Here is a 16763-nt window from a genome sequence, read left to right as displayed (position 1 = left end):
CGCAGGGACTTCCCGCCATGGTTTCCATCCGTCCTGACGAGATCAGCGCCATCCTCAAACAGCAGATCGAGGACTACGACAAGTCCGTATCGGTCAGCAACGTGGGCACCGTCCTCCAGGTTGGCGACGGCATTGCCCGTGTGTACGGCTTGCAGCAGGCCATGGCCGGTGAACTCCTTGAGTTCGAAGACGGCACCGAAGGCATCGCCCTCAACCTTGAGGACGACAACGTCGGCGCCGTGCTGATGGGCGAGGGCAACGGCATCCAGGAGGGCAGCACCGTTCGCGCCACCGGCAAGATTGCTTCAGTTCCTGTTGGAGAAGCTCTTCTCGGCCGCGTGGTGAATCCTCTCGGACGCGCGATCGATGGGAAGGGTGATCTGGCCACCACCGAAACCCGCCTGATCGAATCCCCCGCCCCTGGGATCATCCAGCGCAAGTCGGTGCATGAGCCCATGCAGACCGGCATCACCGCAATTGACGCGATGATCCCCATCGGTCGCGGTCAGCGTGAGCTGATCATCGGTGACCGCCAGACCGGCAAAACCGCCATTGCGATCGACACCATCCTCAACCAGAAGGACCAGGACGTCGTCTGCGTTTATGTGGCCGTCGGCCAGAAGGCCGCTTCCGTGGCCAACGTCGTCGAAGTCCTGCGTGAGCGCGGCGCTCTCGACTACACCGTCGTTGTGGCTGCTAACGCATCCGAAGCTGCAGCCCTCCAGTATCTGGCTCCTTACACCGGTGCCTCCATTGCTGAGTACTTCATGTACAAGGGCAAGGCCACGCTGGTGATTTACGACGACCTCACCAAGCAGGCTCAGGCTTACCGCCAGATGTCTCTGCTGCTCCGCCGTCCGCCCGGTCGTGAGGCCTATCCCGGCGACGTTTTCTACTGCCACAGCCGTTTGCTTGAGCGTGCCGCCAAGCTGTCTGATGCGATGGGCAAGGGTTCCATGACCGCCCTGCCGATCATCGAGACCCAGGCCGGCGACGTCTCGGCCTACATCCCGACCAATGTGATCTCGATCACCGATGGTCAGGTCTTCCTGAGCTCCGACCTCTTTAACTCAGGTCTTCGCCCCGCCATCAACGTTGGTATCTCCGTGAGCCGTGTTGGTGGTGCTGCCCAGACCAAGGCCATTAAGAAGATTGCCGGTACCCTCAAGCTCGAGCTGGCACAGTTCGACGAGCTCGCCGCGTTCTCCCAGTTCGCATCCGACCTCGACGCTGCCACTCAAAAGCAGCTTGGCCGCGGTAAGCGTCTGCGTGAACTGCTCAAGCAGCCTCAGTTCAGCCCGCTGATCCTGGCTGAGCAGGTCGCCATCGTCTACGCCGGCGTGAAGGGTTTGATCGACGACGTTCCCGTGGATCAGGTGGTGCAGTTCTCCCGTGAGCTGCGCGAGTACCTCAAGAGCAATAAGCCTGAGTTCATTCAGAAGATTCAGGATGAGAAGGTTCTCAGCCCTGAGGCCGAAACCATGCTCAAGGAGGCCATCGCTGAAGTCACCTCCACCATGCTGGCCACGGCCAACTGAGGGATCTTCACTCATGGCGAATCTCAAGGAGATCAGAGACCGAATCAAATCGGTCAAGAACACCCGCAAGATCACTGAGGCCATGCGTCTCGTGGCTGCGGCCAAGGTGCGCCGGGCTCAAGAGCAGGTGCTGCGCAGCCGTCCCTTTGCGGATCGGCTGGCACGCCTGCTCGAGAACCTTCAGGCCCGCATGCGCTTCGAAGATGCCGATGCCCCTCTGCTGGAGCAACGCACCGTCGAGTCCATCACCCTGGTGGCCGTGACCGGCGACCGCGGCCTTTGCGGTGGCTACAACACCAACATCATCAAGCGCACCGAGCAGCGCTTCGCTGAACTGAAGGCCCAGGGCTACAAAGTCGATTTGGTGCTGATCGGCCGTAAAGCCATCACTTACTTCACCAACCGTAGTTATCCGATCCAGGCCACGTTTACCGGTCTGGAACAGGTGCCAACGGCTGATGAAGCCGGCTCGATTGCGAATGAAGTGTTTGCCGAGTTCCTTTCGGAGAGCACTGATCGTGTCGAGATCATCTACACGAAGTTCATCAACCTCGTGAGCTGCAAGCCTGTGGTCCAGACCTTGCTGCCCCTCGATCCTCAGGGAATTGCTGAGGCCGATGATGAGATCTTCCGCCTCACGACCAAGGAAGGTCAGCTTCGCGTCGAGACCGGCACTGGTCCGGGTAATACCCAGCCTGCTGTTCCCTCCGACATCGTGTTTGAGCAGAGTCCTGAGCAGTTGCTCAATGCACTGTTGCCCCTTTATCTGCAGAATCAGCTCCTCCGCTCTCTGCAGGAAGCTGCGGCTTCAGAGCTGGCCAGTCGCATGACGGCCATGAACAATGCGAGCGACAACGCTAAGGCTCTCGCCAAGTCCTTGACCCTTGACTACAACAAGGCCCGTCAGGCAGCCATCACCCAGGAGATTCTTGAGGTGGTTGGCGGTGCTGCAGCAATGGCCTGATCCTGCGGCAATCCAGCGATCAGTCTTCACCGGTCCCCTTGGGGGCCGGTTTTTTTATGGTCTCTTGCGCTGACTGTCAGCGCTGGATGATGGAGCGATGGCTCTCCAACTGCATCCCCTCTTCCCCACGTTGGTGGCAACCGAGCATTTGCCGCTCGATCCCCTTGACCATGCCGGCCTGCTGCAGACGCTGCATCAGCTACGCGGAGAGGCGAGCGGGAATCCCAGTCCAGGTTGTGCCTGGACCGGGGACCTGAATGGCATCTGGCAACTGCACCGTCATACCGATGTGGCTCCGCTCGCCGATTGGGTTACCCAGCAGGCCTGGCGCTATCTCGAGGCGACTGGGTTCGACCTCACCCGTGTCTCCCTTCATCTGCAGCGTTGCTGGCCGGTGTTGAGTGAGTGGGGGCAGGTGGTGGGACGCCACCACCATCCGAATGCGCATCTCAGTGCCGTGCTTTATCTAAGCGGTGATGGGTCCGCCCAGGAGGGGGCGCTTTGTTTGCATGCGCCCCACCAGCTCAATGAACTGGTGCCCGGCCTGGCCGTCGGTCACGGGGGGCCAATTGCGCTCGATCATCCGCACAATCAGACGCGCTGGACCTTGGCCCCCCAGCCAGGTCTGCTGGTGTTGTTCCCCTCCCGGCTCGAGCACAGTGTTCTTGAGAACAGCGTTGAGGATGCGTTGCGGGTCTCGATCAGCTTCGACTTTGTGCTGACGGCCGTCGCTGATGGGCTCCCACCTGAATACTTGGCGCCCGATCCCTCGCATTGGACTTCCTGTCAACGGCCTGTGCCCTGAGAGGATGCTGGCTCCTGGCACTTCTTCTGGCAGCAAGGATGAGCGACACCACTGCGGGCACCTACACCATTACGGTTGAGTTGGATGGGCAGCAGCATGCCTTTCAGTGCAGCGCCGATCAGACGGTGCTCGCCGCCGCTGAAGCGGCTGGCGTGCTGATTCCGAGTTCTTGCTGCGCTGGGGTTTGCACCACCTGTGCAGCCCAGATCCGCGAGGGTGAGGTGCATCAGCCCGATGCGATGGGCGTTAAGGAGGAGCTGCGCAAGGACGGTTTCGCGCTGCTCTGCGTGTCCTATCCCCGCTCTGATCTCAAGGTGGTGGCTGGCCAGGAAGATGCGCTCTATGAAGCGCAGTTCGGGCAGTATCAGAAGTGAGGCTGACCTCCCTTCGCTTGACGATGTGCGCACCTGCTGAGCTGCAGGCCCAGTGCCTGCGGCAATGGCTGCTCGATCAGCTGCGCGTGCACGGTGAGCCCCTGCGCTGGGCCATTACGGCCGCTGAGCCCAGTGCCGCAGGGGCTGGGCTCCAGTTGCAAGTGGAGGCGGTGCTGATCCCATGAGTGCCGCCTTGGCTCCTGGGGATGCTCTGCCCACTCTGCTGTTGGTTCCTACTGGAATCGGCTGCGCCATCGGTGGCTATGCCGGTGATGCCCTGCCCAGTGCCAGGTTGTTGGCGGCAGCATCCGGCTGTTTGATCACACATCCGAATGTGATGAACGGCGCGGCCCTTTACTGGCGCGACCCAAGGATCCATTACGTGGAGGGTTACGGGCTCGATCGTTTCGCTGTAGGCACTTGGAGCCTGAGGCCTGTGCGGCAACAGCGCATCGGCCTGCTGCTGGATGCCGGGATTGAGCCGGAGTTGCGCGAGCGTCATCTGCAGGTGGCTGAAGGCTGCCGGGCCACTCTTGGCCTGGAGATTGGCCCGGTGCTGACCACCGAAGTGCCGCTTGGTGTGCATCTGGAGCTTGGCGCCAGTGGCATCAGCTGGGGCACGCTTGAGCGTCCGGATGCGCTGCTGAGAGCGGGCGAGCAGCTCAAGGCTGCTGGGGCTACTGCCATCGCTGTCGTAGCCCGATTTCCCGAGGATCCCGAAAGCGAAGCCTTGGCGGCCTATCGCCACGGCAGCGGCGTGGATGTGCTGGCCGGTGCGGAGGCGGTGATCAGCCATCTGCTGGTGCGTCATCTCCAGATCCCCTGTGCCCATGCACCAGCCGTTCAGCCTTTGCCCCTCGATCCCCAGCTCGATCCGCGGGCTGCAGGCGAGGAGCTCGGCTACACCTTTCTGGCTTGCGTGCTTGTGGGATTGAGTCGCGCTCCGCAGCTGCTCGCTTCAGGCACTCAGCTTCAACCCCAGGACTTGCACGCCGATCAATTGGGTGCCGTGGTGGTGCCGGACGGTGCCCTTGGAAGCGAGGCTGTGCTCGCTTGCCTCGAACGGAGGGTCCCTGTGATCGCAGTGGCCAACCCATCGTTGTTAAAGGTCAGCGCTTCGGCCCTGGGGCTGGAGGGTGTCGCTGAGCTTTTATCAGCAAGCTCCTATGCGGAGGCAGCCGGGCTGGTGCTGGCCCTTCGCGAGGGGATTGCACCGGCCTCTTTGCAGCGTCCATTCCCCTCGCTGCATCGGCTTGAGTGATGGCGGCTGGTTTCGGATTCGCGGCTGCCACAGGCTCAAGGCTTTGTCCCTGTGGCTCTGGGCTGGCCTTTGTCGCTTGCTGCCGCCCTCTGCATCGTGGCGAGCAGCAGGCGCAGACCGCAGAGCAGCTGATGCGTTCCCGTTACGCCGCCTATGCCTGCGGCGTTTTCGACTATCTGATTCAGACCCATCCCATCCCTGGGGAACCCCTCGCAAAGCGCCGCAAGGATCTGCGCGAAAGCTGCCGCCAGACCCGTTGGCTAGGGCTCGAAATCATCGCAGTGGAGCGTGGAGGCTCCGCTGATCTGGAGGGGACCGTGCAGTTCAAGGCCAGCTTCCAGGTCGGAGGGCATCGGGGCGTGCTGGAAGAAACCTCCCTGTTTCAGCGGAGAGACAGGCAGCTCGGCGGTGAGTGGCTCTACATCAAGCCACTGATCTTGGATTCCGGCGGTACGCTGGCGTAACGAAGTCGTCCCGTTCCCGTGTCAGCGCAGGCAGGCCATTGGGTGGCGAGGTGGCACTCCCAGGGCTTTGGCGACTCCGGGATGGCAGACCGCGCCTTGCACGGTGTTTAAGCCTGAAAGCAATTCGGGCCGCTCCGTGACGGCTTCCTCCAGTCCGCGGCCAGCGATGCCGAGGATGTAAGGCAGTGTCACGCTGACCAGGGCCTCGGTGGAGGTGAAAGGCACGGCCCCAGGCATGTTGCCCACGGCGTAGTGCTGCACCCCATGGATCGTCACGGTTGGGTCGGTGTGGGTGGTCTCCCGGCTGGTCCCGACGCAGCCCCCTTGGTCGATCGCCACATCCACGATCACTGACCCCGGTTTCATCTGCTGCACCATGCCTTCGTCCACCAGGGTCGGTGCTCGGCCCCCTGGTGTGAGCACGGCACCAATCAGCAGGTCTGCGGTTGGCACCAGTCGCTCCAGTAATCCCCGGCTGCTCACCACGCTCATCAGGCGTCCGCGCCGGTCGGCTTCCAGGCTGCGCAGCCGTTCTGGGGAGCGATCCAGCAGCATCACCTCTGCATCCATCGCCGCCGCAAGCCGCGCTGCATTCCAGCCCACCGTGCCGGCGCCGAGCACCACCACCCGTGCTGGACGAACCCCGGTGCAGCCCCCGATCAGTACGCCACGGCCACCGTTCGGTCGTTCCAGAAGCCGGGCACCTACCTGGGCTGCGAGCCGACCGGCGATCTCGCTCATCGGTGCCAACAGCGGCAGGCTGCCGTTCTCCAGCTGCACGGTTTCGTAGGCCACGCCGGTGGTGCCTGCATCGAGGAGCGCCTGACCCACCTTTGGGTAGGCGGCCAGATGCAGGTAGGTGAACAGCACCATGTCATCGCGCAGGAATGGGAATTCCTCCTCCTGCGGTTCCTTCACTTTCACCACCAGGTGGGCGGCCCAGGCCTCCTCACGGTCCACCACCCGGGCACCCGCGGCAGCAAAGGCGTCATCGCTGATGCCGGCGCCAGCCCCTGCTCCGCTTTGCACACGCACTTCAAGGCCCTGCATCACCAGCTCCCGCGCACCGTCTGGGGTCAGGGCGACCCGTTGCTCATCCGACTTGATCTCGGTTGGCACCCCGATGCTCGCCATCGGGGCGGAGAGAACGGAGTGGGCCATGGCTGCCGGAATCTCTCCTCAATCTGGCTCAGACGGCCGCGATCGGCAGCCGCCAACCGGTTCCGAATGCCTGACCGCTCACTTTCAGAAGGGGCGGCGCCTGACGGCGTTTGAACTCCGCTCGCTGGAACAGCCGTTGCACACGATCCACATCGCCGGTGGCATGGCCCCTAGCCAGCAGGGCTTCGCGGCTGCAGCGTTCTTCGATCATGTCCCGCAGCAGCGGATCCAGCACGGCGTAATCCGGCAACGAATCACTGTCTTTCTGGTCGGGCCTGAGCTCGGCGCTGGGGGGTTTCTCCCTGATCGCCCGTCCCACTAGCTCCCCTGCGCTGGGAAGCCCCAGGTCGCGGCGGCAGGCCTGGCTGGCATCGCTGTCAAGCCAGGCGCAGAGCGCAAACACACTCGATTTATAGAGATCGCCGATCACCGCCAAACCGCCGTTCATGTCGCCGTAGAGGGTGCAGTAGCCCACGGCCAGTTCCGATTTGTTGCCCGTGGAGAGCAGCAGCTGCCCCTGCTGATTGGCCATGGCCATCAGCAAGGTTCCGCGGATGCGGGATTGCAGGTTTTCTGCCGTCACATCGGTCGGTCGACCCCCTAACACCGGTTCGAGAGTGGTGGCAAAGCCATCCATGAGGGATTGGATCGGGGCGATTTGCGTGCGGAGCCCAAGGTGTTCTGCCAGCGTTTGGGCATCGTCGATCGACCCCTTGGAGCTCCAGGGGGACGGCATCAGCAGGCCCTGCACCTGCTCGCCGCCAAGGGCTGCACAGGCGATCACCGCCACCAAGGCCGAATCGATGCCGCCACTAAGGCCAAGTAAGGCTTGCTGGAAGCCGCATTTGCGGGCGTAATCCTTCACGCCCAGCACCAGGGCACGGAAGAGGGGCTCGAGCTCGTTCTGTTCTGAAGGAGTGATCAGGGCCGTCCTCCGCTCAAGCTGCTGGTCCGTTGCCCAGATCTGCACCGCTTCCCTGCAACTGGGCAGTTGCAAGGCGGGCGCGCTGGGCTCCGGCGCTGGGACCGCTACGAAACTGGCTCCGTCAAACACCAGTTCATCGTTGCCGCCTACCTGGTTCACATAAATCACCGGACAGTGCAGCCGTTGAGCTGCCTGCCCCGCTAGCTGTTGACGCTTGCTCGTTTTGTGACGACCGAAGGGGGAGGCTGAGAGATTCAGCAGCAGATCCACATCCTGTTCCGCTAATGCAGCGATTGGGTCCGGTCCGCGCAGGCGTTCTCCATGCAGAGAGCCATCCACCCAGAGGTCTTCGCAGATGGTGAGACCTAGGCGCCAGGTTCGTTCTTCCGTGGGGAAATCCAGCACGGAAGGACCTTCAGCGGCTCGGAAGTAGCGCGTTTCATCAAAGACGTCGTAGCTGGGCAGCAGCTGTTTGCGGCCCACCACCCTCCAGTGACCTCCACGGATCAGGGCCACCGCGTTCAACAGCCTCGGCTGCTGTTGATCTGAGGCCGGTTCCACCAGGCCCACTAACACCCCCAGGTGTGGAGCGAGGGCTGCGAGTTCTCCGCTGAGCCAATCCATTTCCCTGCTCTGCGCGCTGACGCGGGATCGCTTCAGCAGTAAGTCCCGAGCCGGATAGCCCCAAAGGGCTAGCTCTGGAGTGACCACCAGATCGGCCCCTGCACGGTGGGCGTCCTGGCAGGCCCTGAGGATCCGCCTGGCATTGCCGGCGAGGTCACCGACCAGCGGATTGATCTGGGCCAGGGCGATACGCATGGCGCTTCAGTCGTTGCCGCGGGTGAAACCGTAGAAATTGTGCTTCAGCAGCAGCGGCTCCAGCGCATCGGGGATCTGAGAGGCTGCCGCTCGCGAGCGAATCTCGGAGCTGGCGGTTCCTGGAATCCCGAGCGGCAGGATCTCAAGACGGCCCCCGAGGCTGCGCAAGCGCTTGAGTTCGGCGTCCTGCAAGGGCCATCCCTGCCGGGGCACGATCGCCAGACGACAATGGCCCAGCAGGGTGGAGGCGTCTTTCCAGCGGGGGATCTGGCTGATGAGATCACTGCCCACCACAAAGCAGAGGTCCAGCCCTGGCCAGCGCTGCTCGGCCCGGGTCACCGTGGTGATCGCAAAGGGGCTGCTGAGCTCCTGCACCAGTTCCAGTCGGGGGTTATTGATCGACTGCACCAGGGCGTCGAGCAGTTCCAGGCGTTGGTTCAGTTCGATGACGTGCTGTTTGGAGGGATTGTCACTGGCCCAGGTGGCCACCCTGGGGAATTGTTTGCACAGACCTTCGAGCAGGGCCTGATGGCCCCGGGTCGGTGGGTCGGCGCTGGTCCCCAGCAGCGCGATTTTGTCTGTGGGCGAATCGCTCAAGGCAGGAGCTCCTGCACCGCCGTTCTCTCCAGGGGTTGAGGCCACTCCGCAAGCAGGCGCTGCAGGGTGGAGTCCTGCCAGGCCAGGCGCCTCAGCAAGGTGGCGGGTAGGGGCCGAGAGCGCTTGCCTCGGCCCTTCTGCTCCAGCAGCCAGCGGGCCGTCAGCCGACCGGTTCGACGGGTGGTGTGGACGGCTAAGGCTGCTTGGGCCAGGGCTACGGGTGCGGCGGGAGCCAAGGAGAGCCCGGCGGTGAAGGGGGCCGCCACCATCAGTAGCTGTCGCACTCCGCTCAGGGCGGCTTGGATGCCGAGCTGGGCTCCGCCGATCAGGGCGTTGTGCCCAGACAGGCGCTGGAGCAGACGTCGTGCTCCCGGTCCTCCCATCGGTAGGTCATAGAGCTGGCAGAGCTGCACCACCAGGGCTGTGTCGCAGGCCAAGCCACCGGCTAGATCCAGCAGGATCAGTGGGTTGGCGGCCACGCCGGCCGCCTTGAGGGCGGCGTAGCGGCCGATCAGCCCCTGCGCCGCCTGGCGGCGTCGCAGCAAACGACCCGCCTCCAGGCGTTGCTGCAGCCGTTCCGCTTGACGCAGGCTATTGAGGACAAGCAGGGCTTGCCCCTGCTCGTTCAGCAGGCTGCGAAGGGCTGTTTCCAGGCCATCAACCTCCGCTGGCAGAGGGCGGCTACGCACCCGGCCGTCGCTAAGGACCACCGCCCCACGGGGGGCAGCTGCCACCGCGATCGGCGCTAGCACCCGCCGACTGGTGCGGCACAGCCCCGAGACAGCTAGGTGTTCACGAATTCTTGTCTCGATGCTCCGGCACAAGGTCTGGCGCTGCGGTTCCGGCCAGCAGTCGCTGCGGTTCAGCACCGGCAGCACCGGTTTCCCCCAGTTCAGCAGGGTGTCGAGCGCCTCCAGCTCCACCCGGCTGATGTCGGCATCCAGCACCATCAGCACCAGATCTGACTGCAAGGCGACCCGAGCCGCGAGCCTGGCCCTGGCGTCAGCGGCCACTTCATCGATGCCTGGGGTGTCCACCAGCTCGATCGCTTCGAGCGCTTCGATGGTCAGCGGCCAGGTCACCGCCTGCTGGCGTCGGGTGCAGCCATGGGCCACATCCGTGGCCATCAGCGCTTCCCCCACGAGAGCATTCACGAGGCTCGACTTGCCAACCCCCACGCGTCCGAACACGGCGATCCGCAACCGTCGCTGGGCGAGACGTTCCATCTGGCGCTCCAGGGTTTGGAGATGGCCAGATAGCAGGCTGCGGTCCCGCGCCGTTAATTCCAGCGTCTGGCGCCATTGTTGGAGCAGCAGCTGGCAGCGTTCGAGGGTTGGGAGAGAGGCGGGAGCGACGGTCATTCCAGCTGGCCTCCCACGCCTCCCTTGCGCCACCAGCCCGCCAGCACCGCCAGCACCGCCTCGGCGCCAATCACGCCCACGAAGCCTCCGAATTCATCGACCACCACCCGGACGCCGCTGTTGTCGCGACGAAAGCTGGTTAGCAATCGGTCGGCCCTGATCATCTCGGGGACGAATTCCACAGGTTCACAGAGATCGGCGGCACTCAGTTGTCCGCGTTGCTCGAGCAGGGCGGTCAGCAGTTGCTCCCGACTGGCAACCCCCAGAACGCGATCCACCTCGGCTCCAAGCACAACCCACCAGGGGGCTGCCTGGGCCATCAGCTGGGGTCTCAGCTGATCGAGAGAGAGGGCCCCCTCCAGGGTGGGTGCCGCGACGCGGGGGGTCATCAGATCACGGGCGGTCAGATCGTTGAGCTGAAATACCTTGGCGATCATGGCCGCTTCATCGGCCTCGATCTGTCCTTTCTGGGAGCCAAGCCTGGCCAGGAGTCTGATTTCGTTCTCGTCGGTGCTGATCTCGTTCTCTTCGCTGATCGCCGGCAGCAGGCGCTCGAGCAGCAGCACCAGCGGGCGCATGATCACCCCTAACCAGTGCAGCAATGGTGCGCTGGCAAGAGAGACCGGCAGGGCCAGCCGGCTTCCGATCGCCTTGGGAAGGATCTCCCCCAGCAGGATCACCAGCACGGTGAGGGCCACCGAGAACAGCGGAAGGGCCACCTCGCTGAACTGGTTCTTCTGAAACACCCAGGCGGCATAGCCGCCCAGCATCATGCTGCCGAAGATGTTGAAGCCGTTGTTGGCGATGACCAGCACGGAGAGGGTGCGTCCCAGTCGTTGACGCAACTGTTCCAGCCGCCGCGCCCCGGCGGGTGGTCGACTGCGGCCAGTCAGTTCATGCACCCGTACCGGGTTGACCGTGAGCAACGCTGCCTCGACACCCGAACACAGGGCGGATCCGGCGAGTACCACCACCACCATCAGGATCAGGATCAGAAGGTCGCTGGTCATGCCCGGGTGCTTTGCCTGCCATCCTGACGTTTCCCCGTCCTTCTGTCTCCGCCGTGATTGATCAGCAGCGTCATGCCGAGCGGCGTCAACGATTCCTTGAGCAGCTCGGTGGTGCGGCGGCCGTCATTCCGGCAGCGTCCCTGGTCACCCATCACGCTGACTGCGAGTGGCCCTTCCGCCAGGACAGTGACTTCTGGTATCTCACCGGCTTCGATGAACCGGATGCGGTGGCGCTGCTGCTCCCTCATCGTCCGGACGGGGAGCGCTTTGTGTTGTTCGTGCATCCGCGGGAGGCAGGTGCCGAGGTCTGGACCGGCCGTCGCTGGGGGTGTGAGGGGGCGGTGGAGCATTTCGGTGCACAGATCGCCCATCCACGCGATGAGCTGGAAGAACGTCTGCCGGAGTATTTGAAGGGTGCCGAGGGCATCGCCTTTCGAGTCGGTCGCCATGCTGCCGTTGAGCCCCTGGTGCTGAAGGCTTGGGCCGACCAGCTCGATCGGGCTCCCCGAAGCGGAGCGGCAGCCCTTGGTCTGGTGGCTCCATGCCCCCTATTGCATCGCTTGCGTTTGCGTAAAGAGCCCCAGGAGCTGGAGCGTCTGCGGGAGGCCTGCCGGATTTCAGCGGAGGCCCATGAGCTGGCCCGCGCTGCTGTGGCACCGGGGATGGGGGAGCGGCAGCTCCAGGCTCTGATTGAGCAGCATTTCTTGGCGGCCGGTGCCCGAGGGCCTGCCTACAGCTCGATCGTGGCCGGTGGAGACAATGCCTGCGTTCTTCACTACATCGCCAACAGCGACGTCCTGCAGGACGGTGACCTGCTTCTGATTGATGCCGGATGTTCGCTGCCCGATTACTACAACGGAGACATCACACGCAGCTTCCCGATCAACGGGCGCTTCACCGGCGAACAGCGGGCCCTTTATGAATTAGTGCTGGCCGCTCAGGAGCGGGCGATTGAGGCGGTCAGGCCTGGAGTAAGCGCAGAGCAGGTCCATCAGACCGCCCTGCAGGTGCTGGTGGAAGGATTGCTGGAACTTGGTCTTCTGGTCGGTGAAGCGGACGCGATCATCGAACAGGGGGCCTATCGCCATCTCTACATGCACCGCACCGGTCATTGGCTTGGCCTCGATGTGCATGACGTCGGTGCCTATCGACTGGGCGAACATCCTGTGGAACTCGAGCCAGGCATGGTGCTCACGGTGGAGCCGGGTTTGTACGTGAGTGATCGTTTGGCCGTGCCGGAGGGTCAGCCGGCGATCGAAGAGCGCTGGAAGGGGATTGGCATTCGGATTGAGGATGACGTGGCGGTCACTGCGATGGGGCGGGAGGTGCTGACCGCTGCTGCTCTCAAGAGCACGGCTGCGATGGAACGTTGAGGGGCAGATCGCGGCACCATTCCAGTGCTGCAGCCGTGTGAGACAGAACCACATCAGCACCTGCCTCCCTTAAGCGTGCTTCGTAGTGATGCCGGGCGCGTTCCTGGCCGACGGCCTGCAGGTGAGGGGGGGCCACGGCAAGGCTGAAGAAGCGTTGATCACTGCAGCGCCGTCTGGCCTCTACGACGGTCTGCACATCGGCGACGGTGTCACCGAGGTAGGCGATTGGAGGCGTGTTCTTGCCAAGGGGGTGTTCGATCAGGGAGCTCGCCAGCTGGAGCAGGCCGGTGGGATCTGGCTTGTCGGGGGCATCACCCATGGCGATCAGGGGGGGGGATGTCAGGCCAAGGCGGGTTTCGAGCAGGAAGCGGGCCGAGGGGGGTTCGGCACCACTGACAAACCCCCAGCCCACGGCGAGGTCGCTGAGTTCTGCAAAGAAGCTCGCATCCACCAGAAGCGGTTCATCCTTGATGTACCCGTTCCAGGCCTCAGGAGAGGCCGCTCCCGAGGCGCTGGTCGCCTGATCGCCGAAGTAGAAGCCACTGAAAACGTCGATCAATGCCTCCCGCTCTGGCAATGGTGTGGCGGCGTGCCGTCTGAGCAGTTCGAGACTGGCGTCCCAGTCGTTGTTCCAGAGACCTTCTCCTTTCAGCGCATCGATCACTGAGGGCTCCGGTCGCCAGCCGCTGTAGTGCTCCACCGTCGACTGCAGGGCGCGCCGGTAACTGCCCGCTACATCACGAATCACGCCGTCCAGATCAAACAGCAGCAGGCAGCGGGATGGGGAGCGGGCTGGGGCTTCAGGGGGGGTCAGGGCGGTTGGGCCTCGGGCGGCTGGTAGGTTAGTTGTTTGTCCTGAATTCTTGAGCGCTGACACCATGACGGTTTCCGAAGGCGCTGCCGCCGACCAGGAGGTCGCCACCGCAGCAGCAGCAGCCGATACGGCTACCCCTGACCAGGAGCCGACGGAAGGCCGTCCTGTGATGCGTGGTGGCAGTGCTGCCCTGGCGACCGCCACGATTGATGCTGATGGAGTGCCCTCCGGCTACACCCCAAAGGCCGATGAAGGTCGTTTCCTGTTGAAGATCCTCTGGCTCCCTGACAACGTCGCCCTGGCTGTTGATCAGATCGTTGGTGGTGGCCCCAGCCCCCTGACGGCTTATTTCTTCTGGCCCCGTGAGGATGCCTGGGAAACGCTCAAAACCGAGCTGGAAGGCAAGAGCTGGATTACTGACAATGAGCGAGTGGAAGTGCTGAATAAAGCCACCGAGGTGATCAACTACTGGCAAGAAGAGGGCAAGGGCAAGAGTCTTGACGAAGCCAAGCTCAAGTTCCCTGATGTGACCTTCTGCGGTACCGCTTGATCAAGGTCGGTTTTTTGTCTTTGATCTGACGCGATCTGATGCATCAAAACCCTGCCTTTGGCGGGGTTTTTTTGGCCCTTATGTCGTTGATTGCCTGGGCTCGGCACAAAAAAAGACTCCCTGAAAGGGAGTCGTTTGAGAATTTCTGTTCAGGTCATCACTGAGTTCAAGACTCAGGGCTGAGGCCGATCACTTACTGGCTTGCACGCGAGCGCGAGCACGGTCCAAGCTCTGCTGAGCTTTGACTTTTTCTGGGGAAGCAGGCTGACCTTCGAAGCGATTGACTTCGGCCCGTGCTGCCTCCAGATCGGCTTCCGCCTTGCCGGCGTCAATGTTGCTGCCCAGTTCTGCAGCGTTCACCAGAACCGTGACGTCATCAGCTTCCACTTCGGCGAATCCGCCCATCAGAGCGATGGATTGCCAACCTTTGGTGCTGCGCACCCGAAGCACGCCCACATCCAGAGCGGCCAGGAGGGACACGTGTCCAGGAAGGATGCCGAGCTGGCCGGTAGTGCTGGGGAGGATCACCTCATCAGCACTGCCATCAAAGACGCTCTGGTCGGGGGCCAGCACGCGAAGGGTGAGGGACATGAACCTTGGTTCGAAGGGGAGAACGGACGACTTTGAGCAAGTGATTGGGGGGTGCTCAAGACACCCCCCTCAGAATCACTTGGATTCGGCGTTGATCTTCTCGGCCTTGGCCTTCGCTTCCTCGATGTTGCCCACCAGGTAGAAGGCCTGCTCGGGCAGGTGATCAAGTTCACCAGCAAGAATCTGGTTGAAGCCGGAGATCGTTTCCTCGAGCTTCACATACTTGCCGGGCATGCCGGTGAAGATCTCAGCCACGAAGAATGGCTGGGACAGGAACTTCTCGATCTTGCGGGCACGATCCACGGTCTGACGGTCATCTTCAGAGAGTTCGTCGAGGCCGAGAATGGCGATGATGTCTTGAAGCTCCTTGTAGCGCTGCAGAGTGGACTGGACAGCGCGGGCGGTGCGGTAGTGCTCATCGCCGACAACCGCGGGCTGGAGCATGGTGCTGGTGGAATCCAGGGGATCCACAGCCGGATAAATGCCCTTAGAGGCCAAGGCACGGTTGAGAACCGTGGTGGCGTCGAGGTGGGCGAAGGTGGTGGCGGGAGCTGGGTCGGTGAGGTCGTCAGCAGGGACGTAGACGGCCTGAATCGAGGTGATTGAACCTTCGACGGTGGAAGCAACACGTTCCTGCAGGGCGCCCACATCGGTGCCCAGAGTCGGCTGGTAGCCCACAGCGGAGGGCATGCGGCCCAGCAGAGCAGACACTTCAGAGCCGGCCTGCACGAAGCGGAAGATGTTGTCGACGAACAGCAGAACGTCTTGCTTGTTCACATCGCGGAAGTGCTCAGCCATGGTCAGAGCCGAGAGGCCCACGCGCATGCGTGCGCCGGGGGGCTCGTTCATCTGGCCGTAGCAAAGGGCCACCTTCGACTTGGAGAGGTCCTCGGAGTTGATCACCCCGGACTCCTTGAACTCCTCATAGAGGTCATTGCCCTCACGGGTGCGCTCACCCACGCCACCGAAAACGGACACACCGCCGTGCTCCTTGGCGATGTTGTTGATCAGTTCCTGGATCAGCACGGTCTTGCCGACGCCGGCACCACCGAACAGTCCCACCTTGCCGCCCTGGCGATAGGGAGCCAGGAGGTCGATCACCTTGATGCCGGTCTCGAACACCTTGGGCTTGGTTTCCAGCTCTGTGAGCTTGGGAGCTTCCCGGTGGATCGGAGCCGTGGCAGTGGCGTTCACAGGACCCTGCTCATCGACAGGCTCACCAAGCACGTTGAAGATGCGGCCGAGGGTTGCTTCGCCAACGGGAACGGAGATGGCAGCGCCGGTATCAACGGCTTCCATGCCGCGAACGAGTCCATCAGTACCGCTCATGGCGACGGCGCGAACGCGGTGGTCACCGAGGAGCTGCTGAACTTCAGCGGTCAGAGCGATTTTCTCACCGGTGGTGTTGGTGCCTTCGATCCGCAGAGCGTTGAGGATCTTGGGCAGTTTGCCGGCCGGGAATTCCACATCCAGAACCGGGCCGATCACCTGACGGACAACACCCTTGGTACCGGCGGAGGCGGGAGCAGCAGCGGCCATAAGAAAGGAGGAGTTTGAGGGAACGATGGACACAGACAGGTCCGGAGGCATTCCCTTCCTGAGCGGCGCAACCATACCACCGCAATGGCGGCCTCAGGAGGGGTTCGGTCAACCGCACGCCGGGTGGCTGGCGGGGGCAGTCGTCCAGGCCATAGGTTGGCACTCGTCGACCTTGAGTGCTAGCTCGTGTCGATGTGTGGCGCTTCGCGTCCCCTGTCCCTGCTTTCGCATTCACCCATGGCAGCTGTTTCCCTCAGCGTCTCCACCGTTAAGCCCCTTGGAGACCGCGTCTTCGTCAAAGTTTCCGAGTCCGAGGAAAAAACCGCCGGCGGCATCCTTCTCCCTGACACCGCCAAGGAAAAGCCCCAGGTGGGCGAGGTGGTCCAGGTGGGTCCCGGTAAGCGCAATGACGACGGCTCCCGCCAGGCTCCTGAAGTCGGCGTTGGCGACAAGGTGCTCTACAGCAAGTACGCCGGTACCGACATCAAGCTCGGTGGTGATGAGTTCGTGCTTCTCTCCGAGAAGGACATCCTCGCGATTGTGAACTGAGCGTTCCCAAGCCTCCTGGCCTCAGCGCCCACGTGCTGAGTTCAGTTTCGATTGATCGTTTCCACTTT

18 protein-coding genes are annotated in these 16763 nt (G+C 62.9%); 10 read left to right on the top strand and 8 right to left on the bottom strand.

Annotation, left to right across the window (positions count from 1 at the left end; genetic code table 11):
- The first annotated feature begins 17 nt into the window (after positions 1-17).
- From atpA to H0O21_RS01005, 7 genes are all read left to right on the top strand, one after another.
- The gene (atpA, locus tag H0O21_RS01035; protein WP_131456844.1) at positions 18-1538 is read left to right on the top strand and encodes a F0F1 ATP synthase subunit alpha; all 1521 of its coding nucleotides are present in this window, start codon (positions 18-20) and stop codon (positions 1536-1538) included.
- Between the two features lie 13 nt (positions 1539-1551).
- The gene (locus H0O21_RS01030) at positions 1552-2502 is read left to right on the top strand and encodes a F0F1 ATP synthase subunit gamma (protein ID WP_185190101.1); all 951 of its coding nucleotides are present in this window, start codon (positions 1552-1554) and stop codon (positions 2500-2502) included.
- A 97-nt stretch (positions 2503-2599) separates the two neighbouring features.
- A complete protein-coding gene (locus tag H0O21_RS01025) occupies positions 2600-3307 on the top strand; it encodes a putative 2OG-Fe(II) oxygenase (protein ID WP_131456848.1) in 708 nt (235 codons plus the stop codon).
- Between the two features lie 38 nt (positions 3308-3345).
- Complete coding sequence (locus tag H0O21_RS01020; RefSeq protein WP_131456850.1) at positions 3346-3681, top strand: 2Fe-2S iron-sulfur cluster-binding protein; 336 nt, start codon at positions 3346-3348, stop codon at positions 3679-3681.
- Between the two features lie 23 nt (positions 3682-3704).
- Positions 3705-3866 carry a hypothetical protein gene (locus tag H0O21_RS01015; RefSeq protein ID WP_164498759.1) on the top strand — a complete coding sequence of 54 codons (162 nt, stop codon included), beginning with the start codon at positions 3705-3707 and terminating at the stop codon, positions 3864-3866.
- The gene (locus tag H0O21_RS01010) at positions 3863-4942 is read left to right on the top strand and encodes a DUF3326 domain-containing protein (protein WP_185190100.1); all 1080 of its coding nucleotides are present in this window, start codon (positions 3863-3865) and stop codon (positions 4940-4942) included. The genes H0O21_RS01015 and H0O21_RS01010 overlap by 4 nt, the downstream gene beginning before the upstream one ends.
- Positions 4942-5406 (top strand): YchJ family protein, encoded by a 465-nt coding sequence (locus H0O21_RS01005; RefSeq protein WP_185190099.1) that lies wholly within the window; start codon positions 4942-4944, stop codon positions 5404-5406. Before H0O21_RS01010 ends, H0O21_RS01005 begins: the two co-directional genes overlap by 1 nt.
- A gap of 21 nt (positions 5407-5427) precedes the next feature.
- Here H0O21_RS01005 and ald read toward each other — a convergent pair whose 3' ends face one another.
- From ald to H0O21_RS00980, 5 genes are read right to left on the bottom strand one after another with little or no spacing between them, the layout of a single operon-like run.
- Positions 5428-6567 (bottom strand): alanine dehydrogenase, encoded by a 1140-nt coding sequence (gene ald / locus H0O21_RS01000; protein ID WP_131456856.1) that lies wholly within the window; start codon positions 6565-6567, stop codon positions 5428-5430.
- 28 nt (positions 6568-6595) lie between these two features.
- Positions 6596-8311 (bottom strand): NAD+ synthase, encoded by a 1716-nt coding sequence (locus H0O21_RS00995; RefSeq protein ID WP_185190098.1) that lies wholly within the window; start codon positions 8309-8311, stop codon positions 6596-6598.
- 6 nt (positions 8312-8317) lie between these two features.
- On the bottom strand, positions 8318-8908 hold the full coding sequence (locus tag H0O21_RS00990; protein ID WP_185190800.1) for a nicotinate-nucleotide adenylyltransferase: 591 nt from the start codon (positions 8906-8908) through the stop codon (positions 8318-8320).
- Entirely contained in the window at positions 8905-10269 is a 1365-nt protein-coding gene (locus H0O21_RS00985) for a GTP-binding protein (RefSeq protein ID WP_185190097.1), read from the bottom strand. The genes H0O21_RS00990 and H0O21_RS00985 overlap by 4 nt, the downstream gene beginning before the upstream one ends.
- Positions 10266-11279: a CNNM domain-containing protein gene (locus H0O21_RS00980; protein ID WP_185190096.1), complete on the bottom strand. Its 1014-nt coding sequence runs from the start codon at positions 11277-11279 to the stop codon at positions 10266-10268. The genes H0O21_RS00985 and H0O21_RS00980 overlap by 4 nt, the downstream gene beginning before the upstream one ends.
- Positions 11280-11290: 11 nt before the next feature.
- Here H0O21_RS00980 and H0O21_RS00975 point away from each other — a divergent pair, with 11 nt between their 5' ends.
- Positions 11291-12652 (top strand): aminopeptidase P N-terminal domain-containing protein, encoded by a 1362-nt coding sequence (locus H0O21_RS00975; protein ID WP_185190095.1) that lies wholly within the window; start codon positions 11291-11293, stop codon positions 12650-12652.
- Here the strand turns inward: H0O21_RS00975 and H0O21_RS00970 are convergent.
- Positions 12624-13532, bottom strand: a complete 909-nt coding sequence (locus H0O21_RS00970) for a TIGR01548 family HAD-type hydrolase (RefSeq protein ID WP_185190094.1) — start codon at positions 13530-13532, stop codon at positions 12624-12626. The two genes, H0O21_RS00975 and H0O21_RS00970, sit on opposite strands and share 29 nt — an antisense overlap.
- On the opposite strand from H0O21_RS00970, the gene H0O21_RS00965 reads away from it, so the two are divergent.
- Positions 13531-14016 (top strand): 30S ribosomal protein PSRP-3, encoded by a 486-nt coding sequence (locus tag H0O21_RS00965; protein ID WP_131456868.1) that lies wholly within the window; start codon positions 13531-13533, stop codon positions 14014-14016. The two genes, H0O21_RS00970 and H0O21_RS00965, sit on opposite strands and share 2 nt — an antisense overlap.
- Before the next feature lie 189 nt (positions 14017-14205).
- Here the strand turns inward: H0O21_RS00965 and atpC are convergent, their stop codons facing one another.
- A complete protein-coding gene (atpC, locus tag H0O21_RS00960) occupies positions 14206-14607 on the bottom strand; it encodes an ATP synthase F1 subunit epsilon (protein WP_185190093.1) in 402 nt (133 codons plus the stop codon).
- A gap of 75 nt (positions 14608-14682) precedes the next feature.
- Entirely contained in the window at positions 14683-16146 is a 1464-nt protein-coding gene (atpD, locus tag H0O21_RS00955; RefSeq protein WP_131456872.1) for a F0F1 ATP synthase subunit beta, read from the bottom strand.
- 237 nt (positions 16147-16383) lie between these two features.
- On the opposite strand from atpD, the gene groES reads away from it, so the two are divergent.
- The gene (gene groES / locus H0O21_RS00950) at positions 16384-16695 is read left to right on the top strand and encodes a co-chaperone GroES (RefSeq protein WP_131456874.1); all 312 of its coding nucleotides are present in this window, start codon (positions 16384-16386) and stop codon (positions 16693-16695) included.
- Positions 16696-16763 lie beyond the last annotated feature (68 nt).

Origin of the sequence: Synechococcus sp. HK01-R, from assembly GCF_014217855.1 — a bacterium.
Lineage (GTDB): Bacteria > Cyanobacteriota > Cyanobacteriia > PCC-6307 > Cyanobiaceae > Synechococcus_C.
The sequence above is the reverse complement of the archived record's forward strand: the minus strand, read 5'-3'. Positions and strand labels throughout refer to the sequence as shown.